The sequence below is a fragment of the Streptomyces sp. Tu6071 genome, assembly GCF_000213055.1.
Taxonomy (GTDB): Bacteria; Actinomycetota; Actinomycetes; order Streptomycetales; family Streptomycetaceae; genus Streptomyces; species Streptomyces evansiae.
Window position 1 is genome coordinate 1,985,084 of record NZ_CM001165.1, and the last position, 20,996, is coordinate 2,006,079.

The window sequence follows — 20,996 nt, forward strand, 5'->3', positions numbered from 1 at the left end:
CCCCAGCCCGGCACGGACCTCGTCGCGAAAGCCGCCCGGCCCTCAGCCCGAGCCGACGAACAGGACGAGCAGCAGCCACACGACGGGCGCCGTGGGCAGCAGCGAGTCGAGCCGGTCCATGATGCCGCCGTGGCCGGGCAGCAGCGTTCCCATGTCCTTGATCCCCAGGTCCCGCTTGATCATGGACTCACCCAGGTCGCCCAGGGTGGCGCTGCCCGCGACGGCCAGGCCGAGGAGCAGCCCCTGCCACCACTGACCGTCGTCGATCATGAACTGCATCAGCAGCGCGCCAGCGACCATGGCGAAGCTCACCGCGCCCAGGAGTCCCTCGCGCGTCTTGCCGGGGCTGATGCGGGGGGCGAGCTTGTGCGTGCCGAAGCGCCAGCCCACCGCGTACGCGCCGGTGTCGCTCACGACCGTGAGCACGAGGAAGAGCAGCACGCGCCGCGGCCCGTCGTCCGCCGTGAGCAGCAGCGCGACGAACGTCGCGAGGAACGGCACGTAGAACGTCGCGAAGACGCCCGCCGTGACGTCGCGCAGATAGCCCTCCGGCGGCTGGAACATCCGCCAGAGGAGCACGACGAGCGCCGTCAGCGCCATCGCCACCCACGCGCCCTCGGCGCCCCGCACGTAGCCCGCGACGACCATCGCGACGCCGCCCGCCGCGAGCGGAATCAGCGGCGCCTTGATCTGCTTGCGCTCGGCGAGGCGGGAGGTCAGCTCCCACAGGCCGACGACGACGGCGAGCGCTATGACGCCGACGAAGACGGCCTTGACGATGAACAACGACGCGACGACAACGACGCCGAGACCGAGGCCGACCCCTATGGCCGCCCCCAGGTTCCGGCCGGCGCTCTTCTTCTGCCGGCCGGGGCTCGGTGCCGGGGACGGCTGCGCGACCGGGGTCGCGGGCGGTACGGGCTCGGTCCGGCCGGGCTCCCGCGGCACCTCGTCGCGGAACAGGGGACCACTCAGCCGAGCGGCCCCCCGGTCGTCGTCCTGGTCGCCGCCGTTCGCGGGTACGTCGGGCACGATGGGCATGGGCCGAGTCTCTTGGACGTCATGCCCTTCGTACACGGGACCCGCCGAGGCAGCCCCCTGTCCGGAGGTGGGCCACGGCTCGCCGTATCCGGTACGGGACGGCGCGTCCCAGGAGGAGTCGTTCATCAGACCTCAAGCAGCTCGGATTCCTTGTGCTTGAGCAGCTCGTCCACCTGCGCGACGTACTTCGCGGTGGTGTCGTCGAGCTCCTTCTCCGCGCGGCGCACCTCGTCCTCGCCGGTCTCCTTGTCCTTGACCAGCTTGTCGAGGGCGTCCTTGGCCTTGCGACGCACGGCGCGGATCGAGACGCGTGCGTCCTCGCCCTTGGTCCGTGCGACCTTGATGAACTCCTTGCGGCGTTCTTCGGTCAGCTCCGGGAAGACCACCCGGATGATGTGCCCGTCGTTGCTCGGGTTGACGCCGAGGTCCGAGTCGCGGATGGCCTGCTCGATGTTGCGCAGCGCGCTCTTGTCGAACGGCGTCACGACGGCCATACGGGGCTCGGGCACCGAGAACGAGGCGAGCTGGTTGATCGGCGTCAGCGCCCCGTAGTAGTCCGCGACGATCTTGTTGAACATCGCCGGGTGCGCGCGACCGGTGCGAATGGCTGCCAAGTCCTCCTTGGCGACCACCACGGCCTTCTCCATCTTCTCCTCTGCTTCGAGGAGGATCTCTTCGATCACCACTTGCTCCTGCGTGTCTTGAGTTGGCCTGATGAGGTTCGTCCCGCCGGGGGGCGAGAGGCGCACAGGTCCGGCTGCGTCGCTTCCGTACTGCACGGTGTCCGAGCGACGGGGCTTTGTCCATCCCATCGCGCGGCGGCGGCGCTCCGTGCTCGCCCACGAGGGCGGCCGGAGCACGCGGCGGTCAGGCCCGAGTGCCCTGGTCGCTCACGAGCGTGCCGATCTTCTCACCCTTGACCGCCCGGGCGATATTGCCCGCGGTCAGCAGCTCGAAGACGAGGATCGGGAGCTTGTTGTCGCGGCAGAGGGTGATGGCGGTCATGTCGGCGACCTTGAGGTCGCGCGTGATGACCTCGCCGTAGCCGAGGGCGTCGAACTTGACGGCGTCGGCGTTGGTCTTCGGGTCCGAGTCGTAGACGCCGTCCACGCCGTTCTTGCCCATCAGGAGGGCTTCGGCGTGGATCTCCAGGGCGCGCTGCGCGGCGGTGGTGTCGGTGGAGAAGTACGGCATCCCCATGCCTGCGCCGAAGATGACGACGCGCCCCTTCTCCAGGTGCCGCACGGCGCGCAGCGGGATGTACGGCTCGGCCACCTGTCCCATCGTGATCGCCGTCTGGACGCGGGAGTCGATGCCCTCCTTCTCCAGGAAGTCCTGGAGCGCGAGGCAGTTCATGACCGTGCCGAGCATGCCCATGTAGTCGGACCGCGCGCGGTCCATGCCGCGCTGCTGCAGCTCGGCGCCGCGGAAGAAGTTGCCCCCGCCGATGACGACGGCGATCTGGGCACCGTCGCGTACGACGGCGGCGATCTCGCGCGCGATGGTGTGCACCACGTCGGGGTCGACCCCGAGCCCGCCGCCACCGGCGAACGCCTCACCGGACAGCTTCAGCAAGAAGCGGCCGGCGCCCTTGCCGTGCACGCTGGAATCGGTGGTTTTGTCGGCTTCGGCCATGGTCATGGGGTTCTCCTCGTGATGCACATAGCAAGAAGGCCATTGCCGGCGGGCGTTGTGGGCACCCCGTGCACGGCAATGGCCTCCTCGTCAGATCAGCGCCTTGTCCCGCGCCCTGTGGGGTGCGGGACAAGGAACTCCGCGCCCCGTCCGGCGGGTACCGGGCGGGACGCCGAGCCGGTCGTGGTACGGACTCAGATGCCGACCTTGATGCGCACGAAGCGCTTCAGGGTGACACCGGCCTCGTCCAGGACCTTCTTGACGGACTTCTTGTTGTCCTTGGCGAACGGCTGGTCGAGGAGGGTGACCTCCTTGAAGAAGCCGTTGACGCGACCCTCGACGATCTTGGGGAGCGCGGCCTCGGGCTTGCCCTCGTTGCGCGAGGTCTCCTCGGCGACGCGGCGCTCGGACTCGACGACCTCGGCCGGGACGTCCTCGCGCGAGAGGTACTTCGGCGCGAAGGCGGCGATGTGCTGCGCGACGTCCTTGGCGACCTCGGCGTTCTCCTTGTCGAGCTCGACCAGGACACCGATCTGCGGCGGCAGGTCGGGCATCGTGCGGTGCATGTACGTCGCGACGTAGCCGCCGGAGAACTGCGCGAAGCGGTCGAGGACGATCTTCTCGCCGAGGTTGGCGTTGGCCTCGTCCACGTACGCCTGGACGGTCTTGCCGGCCTCGATCTCGGAGGCGAGCAGCGCCTCCAGGTCGGCGGGGGACGACTTCGCGATGTGCTCGGCCAGCGTGTTGGCGACGGCCTGGAACTTCTCGCCCTTGGCGACGAAGTCGGTCTCGCACTTCAGCTCGACGAGGACGCCGGAGGTGTGGTCGTCGGCGAGGAGGGAGACGACGGCGCCGTTCTCGGCGGAGCGGCCCTCGCGCTTGGCGACGCCCTTCTGGCCCTTGACGCGGAGAAGCTCGACGGCCTTGTCGACGTCGCCCTCGGCCTCGTCCAGCGCCTTCTTGCAGTCCATCATGCCGGCGCCGGTCAGCTCGCGGAGCTTCTTGACGTCGGCGGCGGTGTAGTTCGCAGCCATGATCCTGTGAGTCTTTCTCGAAGTCTGGAGGGCGCGGTCCGTACGGCGCGGCCCTGCCGCCGCCACCGGAGGTGAGCGGCGTGGGCACCCTCGGACCGCGGGATTCTACGGGTGGACGGCGGGGGCCGCCTGGCCCCCGCCGTCAGCAACCCCGGAAGGTCAGGCCTGCTCGGCCGGCGCCTCGACGGCCTCGGCCTCGGCGGCCGGAACCTCGGCGACCTCGGCGTCGGCGACCTTCTCGGTCTCGGCGGAGGTCTGGACCTCGGCCTCGGCGGCGGACTCGTCCTTCTTGTCGCCGTCGAGCAGGTCGCGCTCCCACTCGGCCAGCGGCTCACCGGCGGCCTTCTCGCCCGGCTTGGAGTCGCCGGTGGCGGCGCCGGAGCGGGCGATGAGGCCCTCGGCGACGGCGTCGGCGATCACGCGGGTGAGCAGGGTGACGGAGCGGATCGCGTCGTCGTTGCCCGGGATCTTGTAGTCGACCTCGTCGGGGTCGCAGTTGGTGTCGAGGATCGCGACGACCGGGATGTTGAGCTTGCGCGCCTCACCGACGGCGATGTGCTCCTTCTTGGTGTCCACGATCCAGACGGCGCTGGGCACCTTCTGCATCTCGCGGATACCGCCGAGGGTCTTCTCCAGCTTGGCCTTCTCGCGGGAGAGAACGAGCAGCTCCTTCTTGGTGAGGCCGGAGGCGGCCACGTCCTCGAAGTCGATCTGCTCGAGTTCCTTCAGGCGCTGCAGGCGCTTGTAGACGGTGGAGAAGTTGGTGAGCATGCCGCCCAGCCAGCGCTGGTTGACGTAGGGCATGCCGACGCGGGTGGCCTGCTCCGCGATGGCCTCCTGCGCCTGCTTCTTCGTGCCGACGAACATGACCGTGCCGCCGTGGGCGACGGTCTCCTTGACGAACTCGTAGGCGCGGTCGATGTACGACAGCGACTGGAGCAAGTCGATGATGTAGATGCCGTTGCGCTCCGTGAAGATGAAGCGCTTCATCTTCGGGTTCCAACGACGGGTCTGGTGACCGAAGTGGACGCCGCTTTCCAGCAGCTCCCGCATCGTGACAACGGCCATGGCCGTATCTCCTTGTTTTTCCCGGTTGCGCCGGCCGGTCGGCCAACGCTCCTGACGCCCCGGTCGCGCTGCGCCACAAGGGACCGAGAAGCGCGGACATCGGAGAACCCACCGTCGTGCGGGAGGAATCCCACCGATGTCGGGGCGTGCGAAGTCGATCCGGGACCCCGGATCGCCACGAGAAGTGTACGGGACCGCCACGCTTCCGGGTGACGGCGATATCCGTAACGGGCCAGTTATCCACAGATCGCCAGAAAGTGGCGCTGGCGGACTTGCACATGCGTCACGCTTTACTCATGGAGGGCAACACTCCGTGACCAAGTGCAGTGCCGTCGCACCTGCGCGGCGGTTTGACCTGCACAGAGAAAGGCGAGGGTCACTGATGGCGACCACCCCTGAGGCTTCACTTCGCGCACGTTCTCTTCTGCGCCTGGGTACGGCGGTTCTCGCTGCCGCCTCGGCCACCCTCGCGGCCTCGCTGGCCGCTTGGGCTGCGACGTGGGCAGCTCAAGAGTCCCCGGAAAGTGCGGCGCACACCTGCACCGCGAGCCGGGCCCCGGCGACGGCGCCTCCGGCGACCCAGTCTCCGCCCGGGACGCGCACCGCCGACTGCCCGCCGCAGCGCCGTCCTCACAAGAGACCTCCGGCTTCGACTCGTACGACGATCGCTCGTACGACTACCACTCGGACGACCGGCACGACCGACAGTCGTATGACCGGCGCTCATAGGACAAGCGGCACATCGGTTCGGAATTCCACAGGCTCAGGAGGCAGCGGCGGCGGTACGCGCGCAAGCGGCCTTGCACAGAGGCCGCCCCGCTCCCCCGCACCCCCCAACCCCGCCGCGCCGGACCCGACCTCACCGGACCCCACCGCGCGCTCCTGGCCGGTTTCCGCGCCGCCCCCGGTGCTGCGCGGCTGGGAGCCTCCGGCCACCCCGTACGGTCCGGGTCACCGGGGTGTCGACCTGGGAGCGAGCGAGGGCACGGTCGTACGGGCGGCAGCAGCCGGCAAGGTCGTCTTCGCTGGTCCCGTAGGGGGTCGCGGAGTAGTGAGCGTGGAACTGCCCGGTACCGGCAGCCCGCCGCTGCGGACGACGTACGAGCCCGTCGTGGCGTCCGTCCGCAAGGGGGACGTCGTCGAGGCGGGGCAGCCGCTCGGCGTGCTGAGCGGGGCCGGCGCCTACCACTGCGGGACGCCGTGCCTGCACTGGGGACTGCGGCGCGGGAAGGCGTATCTCAATCCGCTGAGCCTGCTGCCTCCCGAGTTGCTCGGCCTCGGCCCGTCCCGCCTGTTCCCGCCGACAGGCCCTCTCCCGCAGGCGTCGGCGTCGGGCAGTTCGGCGGCCCCCGCAGCACATCCGTTGCTGCCGACGCCCACCCACCGACGCGTCGCGCGCCCCGCTTCCGCGCGGCAGCCGGTGTCGCCTCCCCCGTCCCAACCGCCGGCCCCCGCCCCCGACGCCCGGCCGCATGACGTCACCCCGCACGACGAGGACGTCCAGGGGCGGCCCGCGCAGCGGGAGCGGCGCGTCAGTAGCCGGTCACTCCACGCAGAGCGAGGGCGACGGCCGCGTCGGCGATCTTCTCCGGCTCCTCGGCGACCCCGAGTTCGATCCGGCGCACGGCGGCATCGACGACACCTTGGAGGAGCATCGCCGCGAGGCGCGGCTCCTCGTGGCCGAGGTCGCTGAGCGCGTCCACGACGAGGCCGACGAGACCGCCGTGGGCGGCGCGGATCTTCTCCCGTGCCCCGCGGTCGAGTTCACTGGCGGAGATCGCGGCCACGGCGCGGTGTCTTCGGTCCCGAACCAGGTCGAGCTGGCGACGGACGTACGCCTCGATCTTCTCCGCCGCGGTGGGTGCCTCCGTCATGGCCAGTTCGACCTCGGCCGCCCACACGGGGAAGTCGACGGCGCAGAGTTCCTCGACGACGGCACCCCGGGAACGGAAGTACTCGTAGACCGAGGACCGGGCCAGGCCGGTGCGCTCGGCGAGCGCGGGGAAGGTCAGCGCGTCGGTCCCGCCCTCGGACAGCAGGGTCCGCGCGGCGTCCAGCAAGGCACTGCGCTGCATCGCTCGGTGCTCGGCCACGGAGGCCGCTCGAATCCTTGGCACCCATCCACTTTACGGACGCCGCCCCCATCGGCCCAGGGCGCGGGGTGCCGATACATGAAAGGAGGTCAAATTCTCGCAAAGCGCACCGCCGCCCCGGAGAACACTGGCCGCGCATGGGCCCACCACGTCGCATCCGCCGCGCAGTGTCGGACCTCAGCCCTCAGACCTCAGACCTCAGGTGTCGAAGCTCGACAGCTTCGCGCGGAGCTGGAGTACGGACTTGGTGTGGATCTGACTGACCCGACTCTCGGTCACGCCGAGCACATGGCCGATCTCCGCGAGGGTGAGCCCCTCGTAGTAGTAGAGCATCACCACGGTCTTCTCGCGGTCCGGCAGCGAGTTGATGGCCCGCGAGAGCAGTTGGCGCAGTTCGCGCCCCTCGGCGACCTCGACAGGATTGTCGGCCCCTGTGTCCTCCAGGGTGTCCATGATGCTGAGCCGGCCGCCCCCCTCGCTGCCGACGCTGAGAAGTTCCTCCAGCGCCACGACGTTGGCGAGGGACAACTGGCTGAAAACGGCGTGCAGGTCCTCCACGCCGACGCCCATCTCGCTTGCCACCTCCATCTCGGTGGGGGTGCGATGGAGCTTCGCTTCCAGCGTCGCGTAGGCGCGTTCGACGTTGCGCGCTTTCTGGCGGACGGAGCGGGGAATCCAGTCGAGGGCGCGCAGTTCGTCGATCATGGCGCCGCGAATCCTGGTGATCGCGTACGTCTCGAACTTGATGGACCGCTCGATGTCGAACTTCTCGATCGCGTCGATCAGCCCGAAGACCCCGGAGGAGACGAAGTCGGCCTGCTCGACGTTGGGGGGCAGGCCGACGCTGACGCGCCCGGCGACGTACTTCACGAGGGGCGAGTAGTGCAGGATCAGCTGCTCGCGCAGGCGCGCGTCCCCGGTCGTCTTGTACATGCGCCACAGCTCGTCCACCGACTGGGGGGCGCGGCGCTGGACACTGTCGCCACCGGCGGCGGGGGGAGCCGCCGCGCTGTCGGAGTCGGAGATCTGCTGGGGCATGCGTCGCCTTGGGTCGTTCTGGGCCGAACTGGGGTGTTCGTCTGCGGGGTTATGGATACGGGCCGGGCCCGCGAGGGCGGGAGGCCGCCCGGTCACCTGCTGGGAGTGGGAGTGTCGTGAGCGTAGCGTGACTACGGTGTCGCAATGTGCGCATGTTAGGGGATTACCCGTTTGCAGATACGTTCCGCTCGCCCCGCGAGACCACGCGTGCCGTCACGCTCCGCAACGGCACCGCGCGCTTCGCCCCCGGGACAATGGGGACTTGAGCCCCGTCGACCCGTCCGGGTCACACACGACCACCTCTTTCCCACCCCGCGGAAGCCGTAGTGCGCGTCCGGCGTGTCAACTGCCAGCCGTCACCGTCCCGTTCGACGAACCCGAGCGCCTGGAGCTCGTACAGGCGCGCGATCACGTCGTCCTTGGCGGTGACGGTGGCCAGGGCGACGCTCTCTGCCGGCACGACCCCGCGGGCGGGCATCGCGGCGAGCACGGACGCCGCCTCGGGGCTCAGCAGATCTCTCGGCACGAGGGGCCCGCGCTTCTCCGGGGCCAGTTCACCGATCTCCCCGACCAGTTCCACGATCTCGGCCGCGTCCGTCACCAGGTGAGCCTGGCCGCGCAGGAGTTCGTGCACTCCGGCGGAGAGCCCGCTGGTGGCGGGACCGGGAACGCCCATGACGTGGCGCCCCAGCCGCTCGGCCGCGCGTGCGGTGACCAGCGCCCCGCTGCGCAGCGCGGCCTCGACGACCACGGTCCCCCGCGTCAGCGCGGCGATGACACGGTTGCGCGTCACGAAGCGACTCGGAGTGGGATGTTCACCCGGCGGAAGCTCGCCGAGCAGGAGCCCCTGCTCGGCGATGCGCGCGAGGAGGCGCGCATGGCCCGGCGGATAGGCGCGGTCGATGCCACAGGCGAGTACCGCCACCGTGCCTCCAGCGACGCCCAGCGCCCCTCGGTGCGCCGCCCCGTCGATCCCGAACGCTCCCCCCGAAGCGACGACCCAGCCCCGCTCCGCGAGGCCCACGGCGAGCGCCCCGGCCAGGTAGGTGCCGTAGTCCGTGCAGGCCCGCGCTCCCACCAGCGCGACGGCCCGCAGCGACCACATGCGCAGGTCGGCGGGCCCGCGCACCCACAGCCCGAGGGGCCGGGTGTCCTGAAGGTCGTCGAGCTGGGACGGCCATTCGAGGTCCCCCGGGGACACGAAGCGCGCACCCACCGTGGCAGCACGCTCCAGGTCCCGCTGCGGGTCCGCTCGCACCGCACGAGCGGTCAGTCCCTCCCAGCGAGCCTTCGTAAAACCTTTCGGGGGCCCTTCGCTCGCGCGCAGCCGTTCCAGGAGCGGCAAGGCGCCGCCGCTGGTCCGCAGTAGAGCGCCGGTCTTCGGCTCGCCCGGTTCGAACACCCGGCTGAGCGCGGCGCGCGCCAGGCGCTCGTCGTCCCCCGCCCCTGCCGGCCCTCGGGTGATCTCGCTCATGCGGGGGCTCCCGTCGTGAGGGCCGCTCCGCGTCGTACGCCCGTACGTAGTTCCAGCGCCAGCGCCAGGGCCGCCGCGTCGGGGCGGTCGTGGCCCGCCAGGTCGGCCAGGGTCCAGGCGACGCGCAGCACCCGGTCGAGCCCCCGGGCCGTCAGCAGGCCGCGCTCCAAGTCCCTCGCCACGGTGTCGAGCGCGCCCGGGGCGAGTGGCCAGCGGGTGCGCAATTCGTGGCCGGGCACCTCGCTGTTGCAGTGCCACGGCTCGTCGCGGTACCGGGCGAGCGCGCGCTCCCGCGCTTCGCGCACCCGTGCGGCCACGACGCTCGTGGACTCGTTGTCCGCGCGGTCCAGGTGGAGCTCCGCCCGGCCGATGGGATCGACACGTACATGGAGGTCCACGCGGTCGAGCAGCGGCCCGGAGATCCGGGCCTGGTAACGACGCACCATGGCCGGCGGGCACTCACAGGGGTCGCCCACGAGGCCGCTGCGCCCACAAGGGCAAGGATTGGCCGCAAGGACCATGAGGAACTTCGCCGGAAGTCGCACCACCCCGGCCGAGCGCGCGATCACCACGTACCCCGACTCAAGCGGCTGCCGCAAGGAGTCCAGCACCTGGGCGTGGAACTCGGGGGCCTCGTCCAAAAAGAGCACACCTCGATGCGCCAGCGAGACGGCTCCGGGGCGGGGCAGCCCCGCGCCGCCACCCACGAGTGACTGCATCGTCGCGGAGTGGTGCGGCGCACAGTACGGCGGCGACTCCACCAATGGCCGACCGGGCGGCAGCATCCCCGCCACCGAGTGCACCGCGGTGACCTCCAGCGACTCGGGGCGGGTCAGCGGCGGCAGGATGCCGGGCAGCCGCTCCGCGAGCATGGTTTTTCCCGCTCCCGGCGGTCCGTGCAGCAGCAGGTGGTGGCCGCCCGCCGCGGCGACCTCCAGGGCGCGGCGGGCCGTGCGCTGCCCCGCGACGTCCTCCAGGTCGGGCTGCCGGTCCGTGAGGCCGGGAGCCACGCCGGTCCCGAAGCCCGCGCCCGGCATCGACAGACCCGTGAGCAACGGGTCGGGACGGCCTGGAGCGAGTGGCTCTTCCTCGGGGACCGTTTCGCCCGTGAGCACGGCGACGAGCTGGCGCAGACTGCGTACCCCGAGGACGGACATCCCGGGGACGAGGGCCGCCTCGGCCGCCGAGCTTTCCGGGACGACCACGTGCCGGTAGCCGGCGTCGGCCGCGGCGAGGACACCCGGCAGAATGCCGCGTACGGGCCGTACGCGTCCGTCGAGGCCCAGCTCGCCGATCATCACGAGGTCGGCGACCGCGGCGGGGTCGATCCGCTCCGTTGCCCCCAGGACGGCGCAGGCCACCGCGAGGTCGAAGCCGCTGCCGCTCTTGGGGACCGACGCGGGACTCAGCCCGACGGTCAGCTTCTTCTGCGGCCACTCGGCACCCGAGTTGACGACAGCGGCACGCACCCTGTCCCGGCTCTCGACGAGGCTCTTGTCCGGCAGCCCGACCAGGGCGAAGGCCGCGACGCCCGGTTCGAGGTCTGCCTGCACCTCGACCACGACCGCGTCGATCCCGAGCAGGGTCACCGAGCAGGTGCGGGCGAAGCCCATTCAGCCCACCCCCCGCACGTGCTCGATCTCCGGGGCCCCCGACCGACGCGGAACGAGGACCCCGACGAGATCGATGCGCACGCCTCCCGGCGGCGCTCCTCCGTGCTTGCTCAGCCACAGCTCCGCGAGCCGCCGCAATCGCTCCACCTTGGCGGTCCGCACCGCCGCCATCGGGTGCTCGAATCCCTCGGCCTTGCGGGTCTTCACCTCGCAGATGACCAGGGTGTCGCCGTCCAGGGCGACGATGTCGACCTCCCCGGCCCGACCGCACCGCCAGTTGCGTGCCACGATCCGCAGCCCGGCCGTGCAGAGCGCCCGCACCGCGGCTTCCTCGCCGTACTTGCCCAGCGCCGTTCTGGTGTTCACGGACACCACCTCCTTCCTCACCGACTGTGACGGACGCCAAGGGGATGCGGGAGGGCCGAACGGGAATCTGTGGATAACTCCGAGAAAAAGAAAAATCGCCCACCCGTTCGGGTGACGCGCGTCGGCGGGAACGCTGAGTTATCCCCAGGCCGGGCCGAGCACCCGTCCTTGTGGGGTATGGCGAGCGGAAACGCCGGAGGGGCCCCGATGCTCGCGCGCGGGGCCCCTCCGGTCTCTTCGTCGCCGCTGTTCAGCCGCCGGGAAGATCCAGGTCGGTCTTGTTCAGCTCCTCGATGTTCACGTCCTTGAACGTGAGCACCCGCACCTGCTTCACGAAGCGCGCGGGGCGGTACATGTCCCAGACCCAGGCGTCCGCCATGGACACCTCGAAGAACACCTCGCCCTGCACCGAGTGCACCTGCATCTCGTAGTCGTTCGTCAGGTAGAAGCGCCGTTCGGTCTCGATCACGTATTTGAACAGGCCGACGACGTCGCGGTACTCCCGGTAGAGCTTCAGCTCCATCTCGGTCTCGTACTTTTCGAGGTCCTCGGCGCTCATGGCAGTTCCCCTTCAGCCGTGCGTCCCCCCATTGTGCGCCTGCCCATCCACTCTCAGGCGATTTCCGTGGCGAGGATCTCGGGCACCGGAGGCGGTCCCTCGCGCAGCAGGCGTCGCAGGAGCGACGCGAGCCGGGTGGGATACACCGTCTCCGACGTGGCCTCCAGCTCGGCGCACGTCCACCACCGGGCGCCGTCCACGCTGCTGCGCTCCAGCTCGGTCAGCCCCTCGGCCGCCGTGGCGGTCTGCGCCGTACGGGCGAGGTAGTACCACTCGTCCTGGTCCCAACGCCGGCCCGCGAACGAGAAGGAACAGGTCCGCCTCCACATCAGGGGCCCGAGGGCAACCTCGGTGATCCCCGTCTCCTCCCTCAGCTCCCGCAGGGCCGCCTGCTCACGCGTCTCGGCTCCCTCCAGACCGCCGCCGGGGGTGAACCACCACGCGTCGGCCACGTCGCCCGGCTCGTGTCCGTGCATCAGCAGGATGCGGTCGTCCGGATCGAGCAGGACGACGCGTGCTACGCGGCGTAGCGGAGGGGTGTCACCAAGCGGGACGGTCTCGGGCAAAAGCTGCGGCGCGACGTCGACCAATGCGGCGTCTCCAGAACGTCGCACCGTGTCACGCAGCGTCGCGTCGTACGCACCGGACGGAGCGTCGTACGCACCGGACGGGGCGTCGTGCCGCGACGTCGCCCCGTCGCGCGCGTTCCCTGCCCGATCGCCCCCACGCGTCGTGTCGTCACGCCACGCGTCGTCCTCCCCACGCACCGCGCCTTCCGGGCGCGCACCGCCGTCACGACGCGTACCCCCGTCGCCACCGTCCTCAGACCGCACTCGTCGCCGCCTCCCTGCGCCGTCGCGCCGCGCGGCGAAGCGCGCTACGTCGCGCGAGGGGGCCGTACGCCGCGCCGCCCAGGATCAGTACGGCGCCAAGGACGACAGAGCCGAGGAGCAGACGCAGCGGCCCCGGTGCGGAGATGCCGCCCGGGAGCCCGGCGAAACCGCTCGGGCGCTCCAGCATGCCGCGCCACGGCACCACGACGGCGTCCACGCGGGCCGAGACCGCGGAGCGGGGCACGGAACCGCGCGCGACATCGTCGAGGTGGGCCGTGGAGTCGAGAGAGCCGGCGCGTTCGTCGCCGAGGAGGAAGAGGCGACCCTTCGGCACGGACGTCTCGGGGACTCGCGTGCCGCGGTGCGCGGCGTCGGTGGGGAGGTAGGGCTCGGCGATCTGCTTGCCATTGACCGTGAGGTGGCCGTCGGTGCAGCAGGCGACCTTGTCGCCGCCCACCGCCACGACGCGTTTGACCAGCGTCTCGTCGCCCCAGGCGCGGTCCTTGAAGACGACCACGTCGCCGCGGCGTACCTCGTCACCCGATATGCGTTGCCCGAGCACGCGGTTCCCGGCGTCGATGGTCGGGGTCATGGAGGGCGTGGGCACCGTGTACGGCCGGTACTCCCAGGCCCCCCAGGCGAAGCCACCGACGAGCAGCACGAACCCCAGTGCGACGACGATGCCGGACAGCACGTTTCCCGTACGGCTTCCGGGCGGGGCCGTACCGGACGATGCGCTCATGGTGGTGCCCCCAGATGGAACGGTGCGTCACCGGGCCGGCGCGCCCGGGACACAGGGCGTCCGGCCGCGATGATCGCCGGTCTGGGGAGGCACCCTACCCGTCGGTACGCTCGGCAGAAAGCCTCCGCCTGCGCCAGAGCACGAGCGGGAAGGCGCCCACGAGGCCGAGGGCGGCCGGGGCCGTGGCGGAGGCCGCGGCGTTGAGACCGGACTGGTGGAAGGTGTCGGGGACCGAGAGGGTCGACCAGCGGTTCGGCGGCCAGGCGATCACGAAAGCGCGGCCGATGACGTTGTCGACGGGGACGAAGCCCTGGTTGCGGTCGGTCTGGTGGTACCGCGAGTCGGCCGACGCCTGGCGGTGGTCACCCATCACCCACAGCTTGTCCTTCGGCACCTTGACCTTGAATTGACCACCTTCGTCAACCGAGCAAGGGGTGTTCCCCTGGAAGACGTACGGCTCGTCGAGCGGCTTCCCGTTGACCTTGAGGGGGCCTGTGCCGTTGCACTCGACGGTGTCACCGCCGACGCCGATGACGCGCTTGATCAGGTCCTTCTCGTCCGCGGAGGGCATCAGCCCGATGAAGCTGAGACCCTTCTGGAGGATGTTGGGCGTGGGCGTGGGCTCGTTCTCCAGCCAGCGGTCCGGGTCCTTGAAGACGATCACCTCGCCGCGCGAGGGCTTCGAGCCGAACCACGGCGTGAGCTTGTCGACGAGTACGCGGTCGCTCACCTGGAGGGTGTTCTGCATCGAGCCGGACGGGATCGAGAACGCCTGCACCAGGAACGTCTTGATGATCAGCGCCAGGACCAGGGCGATGACGATGAGCAGCGGCAGTTCCTTCCAGAACGGCCGCGGCTTCTTCGGGGCGCTGGTCCTGCCATGGCCTCGCGGGGTGTCCGCGCCGGACTCGGTCACCTCAGGCTCCCGCCCTTCTCCGGCGCCGGCCGGACCCGCGCCTCCCTGCTCCGGCTCTTCCGGCCCCTCGTGTCCGGACCGGGCGCCCACCGCGACGTCCCCCACGCTCACTCCTCACTTCGAGCCCTTGCCCGCGCCGTAGGAGGCGCGGGCCCACCACTCCCATAACGAGCGGGAGTTCCGCAGGGGTCGGGAGCGCGACGCCGGCCTTCGGCCGCGCCTGGGCCAGACTATGCGAGTCATCTGTGCGTACGGGCCACCCGGACGCCGCGTCGGGGACCCGCGAGAAGCGCTCCCTGTGCCCCGGCGTGGACCAGTGCCCCACCGGCCAGACGACGGCGACGGCGCGCCCGACCACGGCGTCTTCCGCGACGGTTCCGTCGAAGCCGGCGTCGCTGTGGAAACGGGAGTCCCCCGAGTCGGCCCGGTGGTCCCCCAGCACGAAGAGGCGCCCGGCCGGGACACGGACCCGGAACTCCACTTCGGACGGCCTATTCCCCGCACGCACGTACGGCTCCTCCACGGCCTGGCCGTTGACCGTGACCCGCCCCCGCGCGTCGCAGCAGGCGACGGTGTCGCCGCCGACGCCTACGACGCGTTTGATCAGGTCCTTCTCGTCGGCGGACGGCAGCAGGCCGATGAACGCCAGCCCCTTCTTCAGCTGCCGTACGGGTCCGGACGAGGTGTCCTGGCCTTGCTCCTCCGCGCCGAGCCACCCGCCGGGGTCGCGGAAGACGACGACGTCGCCCCGGTGCACGTCGGCGCCGAACCACGGTGTGAGCTTGTCGACGACCACGCGGTCCCCGATGCGCAGCGTCTCCTCCATCGATCCCGAGGGGATCACGAACGCCTGCACGAAGAAGGTCTTCAGGACGAGGGCGATGAGCAGCGCCGCGCCCAGGAGGAGCGGGATCTCGCGCAACGTCGCGCGACGTCTGCGGCGCGCGACGCGACGTGCCCGCGCGCGACGTCCCACGCGTCCTACGTCGCGTCGGGTACGGCCCTCCGCGTCGTACGTCGCCTGCGCGTCGCCGACGGAGTCCGCGCCGTCGTACGCGTCGTGCGCGTCGTATGGCGCCCGCACGTCGCTCACCGAGCGCGCGGCGTCGTTCACGTCCTGCGCGTCGTACCGCGCGTCCCGGCCCTCGTACGGAGCCTCCCGCCCCCCGTACGCCGCCTCGCGGTCCTCGTACGGGGCGTGCCACGTCGCGTCGGGCGGAGGTCCAGGCGCGCGCGACGCCGCGTCGTCGTCATCGCCGTCGTCCGCCGCTCCGCGGCGCTCCGGCTGTCCCCCGTGCCTACCCATGCGCCGCGGCGGACGGCGCGGGAACGGGCGCGTAGGCGTCGCGTTGCTGGAGGCTGTTCCAGCGGCTCGGTGGCCAGACCACCAGGTCCGCCCGGCCACGTACGGCGGAGAGGGGGATCATGCCGCCGCCCGGCGAACCGAGGTGGTCGCGCGAGTCGGCGGAGTCCGCGCGGTGGTCGCCGAGGACGAAGAGGCGTCCTGCCGGGACCACGATGTCGAAGGCGACGTCCGAGGGCGTGTCCCCGGCGTGCAGGAAGGGCTCGGTGACCGGCTTCCCGTTGATCGTGAGCCTGCCGTCCTTGGCGCAGCACCGCACCCGGTCACCCCCGACTCCCACGACGCGCTTGATGTAGTCGCCGTCACCGAAGTACCCGGTGCCGTCGAAGACCACGACGTCGCCGCGGCGCGGCTCTCCGCCGAAACGGTACGCCAGTTTGTCGACCATGACACGGTCGCCGACGTGAAGCGCGGGTTCCATCGACGCGCTGGGAATCCCGAAGGGCTGCGCGACGAAGCGGCTCACGAGGAGCAGGACGACGACAAGAGCCAGTCCGGCGACGGTCCAGACGCCGCCGGGCAGCCAGGACAGACGAGAGCGCGGCCCCTCCACCGCCCGGTCCGTCGCTTGTGCGGACGGATTCGGTACGGCGGAGCGGTCGCGCTCCGTGTCCTGCGTTTCGGTGTCCATGGCGCCCCGATGCTATCGGGCGGCGCTGTGGGTCCCTCCGGGCCGTGGTGGCCCAATGCGCGCGACCGGCCGGCCGCGCGTGCGAGATCAGCTCTCGCGCTTCTCCTTGATCTTCGCGGCCTTGCCGCGCAGCTCACGGAGGTAGTAGAGCTTGGCGCGACGGACGTCACCGCGCGTCACCAGCTCGATCTTCTCGACGATCGGGGTGTGCACGGGGAAGGTGCGCTCCACGCCGACGGAGAAGGAGACCTTGCGGACCGTGAAGGTCTCGCGGACGCCCGCGCCCTGGCGGCGGATGACAACGCCCTTGAACTGCTGCACACGCGAGCGGTTGCCCTCGATGACGCGCACGTGGACGTTGACGGTGTCGCCGGGGCGGAACGACGGGAGGTCGCTGCGCAGCGACGCGGCGTCGACGGAGTCGAGCAGGTTGGACATGTGTGTCTGCTTCCTCGCTGATGCCACAGGTCATCAACGGAACATGGTGATGAGTGAAGGGTGCCGCTTCGCCGGGCGGGCGTCGTTCCCCCTGTGGCAGGGGCGCGCGCCGGGACGGACGGCAGCGGCCTATTCTTCCACGTCGGAGGGGGCAGGCCCAAATCGGCCGTCGGGCCCCTGCCGCCAGCCGAGGATCGAGAGCGTCTCGCGGTCCTTCTTGTCGAACGCCGCGGGGTCGCAGCGGGCGATGAGGTCGGGGCGGTGCGCGACGGTGCGTGCCAGCGCCTCGTCGCGGCGCCAGCGCGCGATGCGGCCGTGGTGACCGCTCAGCAGCACGTCGGGGATGCCGCGCCCCCGCCAGGACGGCGGCTTCGTGTAGACGGGGCCTTCGAGCAGGTCCGCCATGGCTCCGGGCGCGAAGGAGTCGTCGCGGTGGGATTCGGCGTTGCCGAGTACGCCGGGCAGGAGCCGGGCGACGGCCTCGGTGATGACGAGTACGGCCGCCTCGCCGCCCGCGAGCACGTAGTCGCCGATGGAGACCTCGTACACGGGCAGCCGCGTCACGTACTCCTCCATGACGCGCCGGTCGATGCCCTCGTACCGCGCCGGGGTGAAGATCAGCCAGGGGCGGGCGGACAGTTCGACTGCGAGCCGCTGCGTGAAGGGCCGGCCGCTCGGCGTCGGCACGACGAGAACCGGTTCGCGCGCTCCCGCCTCGTAGCCGTCCGCGAGCACCTCGTCGAGCGCGTCGCCCCACGGCTCGGTCTTCATGACCATGCCGGGCCCGCCGCCGTACGGGGTGTCGTCGACCGTGTTGTGGCGGTCGTACGTCCAGTCGCGGAGGTCGTGCACATGGACATCGAGCTGTCCGCGGGCGCGTGCCTTGCCGACGAGGGAGACGTGGAGCGGGTCGAGGTACTCGGGGAAGATCGTGAGCGCGTCGAGACGGAGCGAGGGGGCGACGCGGGACGAGGCGTCCGCGGGCTCGCGCGACGTGGCGGCGGTACGCGACGTGGCGGCCGTCACCGGGGGTCCTCGGGGGCGACGTCGCGCGACGTCGCGTCATCGGCGGCGGCTGCCGCCGCGTCGTCCCCGGCGGACGTCGCGTCGCCGCCGCGCGACGTCGCCTCGTCCGTACGCGACGCGGTGCGCGCCGTCGCGTCGTCCGGCGCGGCGCCCGTCTCCGTACGCGACGTCTCCCGCTCCGAAGCGACGTCGGCCTCGTCGAGGTCGAGCAGCCCTCGCGGCGGATTGATCACGGCGCGCTGTTCGTCGAGGTCGATCTCGGTGACGATCTCCTCGACGAAGGGGATCATCACCTCGCTGCCGTCCGGGCGCTCGACGATGAAGAGGTCCTGGGAGGGGAGGTGCGAGATCTCCGTGATCCGCCCGACCTCCTGGCCATCCTCGGTGACCACGTCGAGATCCATGAGCTGATAGTCGTAGAACTCCTCGGGGTCCTCGGGCACCTCCTCCGGATCGATCTCGGCGATCAGCAGCGTGTTGCGCAGCGCCTCCGCGGCGGTGCGGTCCTTCACCCCCGCGAAGCGCAGCAGCAGCCGGCCGCTGTGCACCCGCCCCTGCTCGATCGTCAGCGGCCCGGCACCGGGCGGATCGGTCGCGAGTACGGCGCCGGGCGGGAGCCGCAGCTCCGGCTCGTCCGTACGCACCTCGACGGTGACCTCGCCCTTGATGCCGTGGGCACGGCCGATCCGTGCGACTACCAGCTGCACTCTGGGGATCTCCTGTCCTGCTACGACGCCTGCTGCGACGTGGGTCCTGGTACGACGACGGGCCGGGGCCGGCCCGAGGGCCCGCCCCGGCCCGCGCCGGTGCTGTGCTGTGTCCGGTGGACCTCAGCGCGTGTACGAGTTCAGCGCACGTGGTCCACGTCGACGAGGTCGACGCGGACGCCACGGCCGCCGATGGCACCCACGACGGTGCGGAGGGCGCGCGCGGTGCGGCCACTGCGGCCGATCACCTTGCCGAGGTCGTCGGGGTGCACCCGTACCTCGAGAACGCGCCCGCGGCGCAGGGTGCGCTCGGCAACCTGCACATCGTCGGGGTTGTCGACAATGCCCTTCACGAGGTGTTCGAGAGCCTCGTCGAGCATGTCAGCCCTCGGTCGACTCGGACGAGTCGGACTCGTCCTTCTTGTCGGCCTTCTTCGTCTTCTGGGTGATGGCCTCACCCTTGGGCTCATCGCCGGCCTTCGCCGAGACGGCCTCGAAGAGACCGCTGTGGTCGGGCTTCGGCTCCGGCTGGAGCAGCGGCGCCGGGGCGGGCTCGCCCTTGAACTTCTGCCAGTCGCCGGTCTTCTTCAGGATGGCGAGCACGGGCTCGGTCGGCTGCGCGCCGACACCCAGCCAGTACGCCACGCGGTCGGCGTCGACCTCGATGCGCGAGGGGTTCTGCACCGGGTGGTACAGGCCGATCTCCTCGATCGCACGGCCGTCACGGCGGGTGCGGGAGTCGGCGATGATGATGCGGTAGTGAGGCGCGCGGATCTTGCCCAGACGCTTCAGCTTGATCTTGACTGCCACGGGAGTGGTGTCTCCTGGTCTTGACGGGGTGGGGCACCGGATGATGCCGCGTGGGGTTGCGGAATCCGACCGGGCCCGCAGGACACGTCAGCCGGAGGAGAGAGGGGTCCTGTGCGGCTGTCGAGTACAGCTGTCCATTCTGCCACAGCCCACGACGCGCCCGGACCCGTGGGGGGAGACGCCCGGACCGCGCTCACCACGGGGACCGCGCGACGTCGCGGGGGGGCGACATGACGTAGCGAGGCCGCACGACGTCGCGTGACTTCAGGATGGGAATGCCGCGACGTCGCGCGGGAATCACGCCGGGGACGCCGCGACGCCGCGGCGGCTGCGGCGCGAGGCACGCGTCGTCGTACGAAGCGCCGGGAGGCGACATACGAGGTACGCGCCGCGACGTACGAGCGCCGCCACGACATCGCGCGGCGGGCGCGACGCGGCGTCGCGCGCGGCGGATCACCGTACGCCCCGTATCGTCCGGCGGCGTGGCACGTCCGGGGCGGGGCCGGACATGCCGCGCCGTCGGCTCGCGGGGCTGCGCGCGGTCTGGCGTTCAGGACATGGCGGGAACGGCGGGCTCGGGGATGCGGAAGGGCTTTCCGCAGCCGCCGCACATGATCGGCGCCTGGGCGAGGACCGAGGGGACGACGCGTACGTTGCGCCCGCAGTCGCACACCGCTTTGACACGTACGCCGCCGCCGGACGAACCGTGCCGGGCCGCGGGGCCGCGGAAGCTGCTCGACGAGTCGGTGGAGGTCGCGGCAGTGTGCGCCTTCAGCGCGCGGTGCAGTTGGTCGATGGTGGCCCGGTACCGCTTCCTCGCCTCGGCACTGAGGGTGACGAGGGAGAAGCCGCTGCTCGGATGCGGCTCCTCGGGATGGTCCAGGCCCAGTTCCTCGGCGATCGTGAGGAATCTGCGGTTGTGGTAGCGGCCGGCGCGGGAGGTGTCGCGAACACCCCGGGCGGCGGCGAGACCGTGAACCGCCTCGTGCAGCAGTCGTTCGAAGGAGAGTTCGTGTCCGCAGGCGGACGAGGACTCCCCGATCAGGGACTCGGGCGCGGCAAGATCCGGCAGGTCGGGGTGGTACCGCTGAATGTCGGCCCACGCCTGTGCCAGCTCTGCGGCGAGAACAGGTGGTGTCGTGCTCACGTCGTGACCAACGAGCCGCGCGCGCGGCGTGTTCCTATTCCGGGCCATCCCAAATAATTTGCTCGTACCCGCCAGTTGGCCGTGATGCGTCCGGAGGAGGGCGGGTGCGTCGATGTGCGGAGAACCCGTCACAGCTCCCCGCAAGACGGTACGTAGCGCCGCTACGCACAGCGCCCGGCGACACGGTCGGCGGGGGCGGCGCCGGGGACCGCGCGGGGGGAGAGGCGGCGGCCGACCCGGCCGTGTGCCACCTCGGGCGGTGTCCCGCGTCGCGCGACGGGGCGACGTTATCGCGCGGCGCGGGAGGCGTTCGCGGCGGGGTACGGGGCGCCGGTGCGGGCGACGTCGCGCGTGCCGCCGACGCGACATCCCCGCGACGTCGCGGCGCGGGACCCGCGTCGCGCATCCGGCGCGACGTCGCGCGGCGCTCCTCGTCCGGTGGCGTGAAGGTGGCGCCGCCCG

The 20,996-nt window shown here is 71.2% G+C and carries 22 protein-coding genes and 1 pseudogene; 1 reads left to right on the forward strand and 22 read right to left on the reverse strand.

Annotated features, from left to right (window positions below):
* Positions 1 to 42: 42 nt before the first annotated feature.
* From STTU_RS07980 to rpsB, 5 genes are all read right to left on the reverse strand, one after another.
* Positions 43 to 1,167 (reverse strand): phosphatidate cytidylyltransferase, encoded by a 1,125-nt coding sequence (locus STTU_RS07980; protein WP_007821588.1) that lies wholly within the window; start codon positions 1,165 to 1,167, stop codon positions 43 to 45.
* A complete protein-coding gene (gene frr / locus STTU_RS07985) occupies positions 1,167 to 1,724 on the reverse strand; it encodes a ribosome recycling factor (RefSeq protein ID WP_008745390.1) in 558 nt (185 codons plus the stop codon). Before frr ends, STTU_RS07980 begins: the two co-directional genes overlap by 1 nt.
* A gap of 184 nt (positions 1,725 to 1,908) precedes the next feature.
* Entirely contained in the window at positions 1,909 to 2,682 is a 774-nt protein-coding gene (pyrH, locus tag STTU_RS07990; RefSeq protein ID WP_010262000.1) for a UMP kinase, read from the reverse strand.
* A gap of 188 nt (positions 2,683 to 2,870) precedes the next feature.
* On the reverse strand, positions 2,871 to 3,710 hold the full coding sequence (gene tsf, locus STTU_RS07995; RefSeq protein WP_009068917.1) for a translation elongation factor Ts: 840 nt from the start codon (positions 3,708 to 3,710) through the stop codon (positions 2,871 to 2,873).
* Between the two features lie 159 nt (positions 3,711 to 3,869).
* Entirely contained in the window at positions 3,870 to 4,778 is a 909-nt protein-coding gene (gene rpsB, locus STTU_RS08000) for a 30S ribosomal protein S2 (protein WP_007821594.1), read from the reverse strand.
* Positions 4,779 to 5,490: 712 nt separating this feature from the next.
* Here rpsB and STTU_RS32845 point away from each other — a divergent pair.
* Positions 5,491 to 6,012 (forward strand): annotated as a pseudogene (locus tag STTU_RS32845) (murein hydrolase activator EnvC family protein); the annotation flags it as partial.
* Positions 6,013 to 6,310: 298 nt separating this feature from the next.
* On the opposite strand, the gene STTU_RS08005 reads toward STTU_RS32845, so the two are convergent.
* The 17 genes from STTU_RS08005 to STTU_RS08085 form a co-directional block, all read right to left on the reverse strand.
* Positions 6,311 to 6,871, reverse strand: a complete 561-nt coding sequence (locus STTU_RS08005; RefSeq protein ID WP_009068914.1) for a TetR/AcrR family transcriptional regulator — start codon at positions 6,869 to 6,871, stop codon at positions 6,311 to 6,313.
* Positions 6,872 to 7,069: 198 nt separating this feature from the next.
* Entirely contained in the window at positions 7,070 to 7,909 is an 840-nt protein-coding gene (gene whiG, locus STTU_RS08010; protein ID WP_043254533.1) for an RNA polymerase sigma factor WhiG, read from the reverse strand.
* Positions 7,910 to 8,195: 286 nt separating this feature from the next.
* Positions 8,196 to 9,383 (reverse strand): DNA-processing protein DprA, encoded by a 1,188-nt coding sequence (dprA, locus tag STTU_RS08015; protein WP_043254534.1) that lies wholly within the window; start codon positions 9,381 to 9,383, stop codon positions 8,196 to 8,198.
* A complete protein-coding gene (locus tag STTU_RS08020; RefSeq protein WP_007821605.1) occupies positions 9,380 to 10,996 on the reverse strand; it encodes a YifB family Mg chelatase-like AAA ATPase in 1,617 nt (538 codons plus the stop codon). Before STTU_RS08020 ends, dprA begins: the two co-directional genes overlap by 4 nt.
* Complete coding sequence (locus STTU_RS08025) at positions 10,997 to 11,362, reverse strand: YraN family protein (protein ID WP_009068910.1); 366 nt, start codon at positions 11,360 to 11,362, stop codon at positions 10,997 to 10,999.
* Positions 11,363 to 11,612: 250 nt separating this feature from the next.
* Positions 11,613 to 11,921, reverse strand: coding sequence for a DUF2469 domain-containing protein (locus tag STTU_RS08030; RefSeq protein ID WP_007821609.1), 309 nt, complete (start codon positions 11,919 to 11,921; stop codon positions 11,613 to 11,615).
* 53 nt (positions 11,922 to 11,974) lie between these two features.
* A complete protein-coding gene (locus STTU_RS08035; RefSeq protein ID WP_052862472.1) occupies positions 11,975 to 12,487 on the reverse strand; it encodes an NUDIX hydrolase in 513 nt (170 codons plus the stop codon).
* A gap of 256 nt (positions 12,488 to 12,743) precedes the next feature.
* Entirely contained in the window at positions 12,744 to 13,496 is a 753-nt protein-coding gene (lepB, locus tag STTU_RS08040) for a signal peptidase I (RefSeq protein ID WP_063894604.1), read from the reverse strand.
* A gap of 94 nt (positions 13,497 to 13,590) precedes the next feature.
* Positions 13,591 to 14,517, reverse strand: a complete 927-nt coding sequence (gene lepB / locus STTU_RS08045; protein WP_043254536.1) for a signal peptidase I — start codon at positions 14,515 to 14,517, stop codon at positions 13,591 to 13,593.
* Positions 14,414 to 15,718 carry a signal peptidase I gene (gene lepB / locus STTU_RS08050; protein ID WP_043254538.1) on the reverse strand — a complete coding sequence of 435 codons (1,305 nt, stop codon included), beginning with the start codon at positions 15,716 to 15,718 and terminating at the stop codon, positions 14,414 to 14,416. The genes lepB (STTU_RS08045) and lepB (STTU_RS08050) overlap by 104 nt, the downstream gene beginning before the upstream one ends.
* Positions 15,711 to 16,406 carry a signal peptidase I gene (lepB, locus tag STTU_RS08055; RefSeq protein WP_043254539.1) on the reverse strand — a complete coding sequence of 232 codons (696 nt, stop codon included), beginning with the start codon at positions 16,404 to 16,406 and terminating at the stop codon, positions 15,711 to 15,713. Before lepB (STTU_RS08055) ends, lepB (STTU_RS08050) begins: the two co-directional genes overlap by 8 nt.
* A gap of 87 nt (positions 16,407 to 16,493) precedes the next feature.
* Positions 16,494 to 16,844, reverse strand: coding sequence for a 50S ribosomal protein L19 (gene rplS / locus STTU_RS08060; RefSeq protein ID WP_009068904.1), 351 nt, complete (start codon positions 16,842 to 16,844; stop codon positions 16,494 to 16,496).
* 129 nt (positions 16,845 to 16,973) lie between these two features.
* A complete protein-coding gene (gene trmD / locus STTU_RS08065) occupies positions 16,974 to 17,870 on the reverse strand; it encodes a tRNA (guanosine(37)-N1)-methyltransferase TrmD (RefSeq protein ID WP_078518945.1) in 897 nt (298 codons plus the stop codon).
* Positions 17,867 to 18,577, reverse strand: a complete 711-nt coding sequence (gene rimM / locus STTU_RS08070) for a ribosome maturation factor RimM (protein WP_007821623.1) — start codon at positions 18,575 to 18,577, stop codon at positions 17,867 to 17,869. Before rimM ends, trmD begins: the two co-directional genes overlap by 4 nt.
* Before the next feature lie 140 nt (positions 18,578 to 18,717).
* A complete protein-coding gene (locus tag STTU_RS08075; RefSeq protein WP_009068901.1) occupies positions 18,718 to 18,957 on the reverse strand; it encodes an RNA-binding protein in 240 nt (79 codons plus the stop codon).
* A gap of 1 nt (position 18,958) precedes the next feature.
* Positions 18,959 to 19,387, reverse strand: a complete 429-nt coding sequence (rpsP, locus tag STTU_RS08080; protein WP_009068900.1) for a 30S ribosomal protein S16 — start codon at positions 19,385 to 19,387, stop codon at positions 18,959 to 18,961.
* 550 nt (positions 19,388 to 19,937) lie between these two features.
* Positions 19,938 to 20,582, reverse strand: a complete 645-nt coding sequence (locus STTU_RS08085) for a hypothetical protein (protein WP_007821627.1) — start codon at positions 20,580 to 20,582, stop codon at positions 19,938 to 19,940.
* Between the last annotated feature and the right edge of the window lie 414 nt (positions 20,583 to 20,996).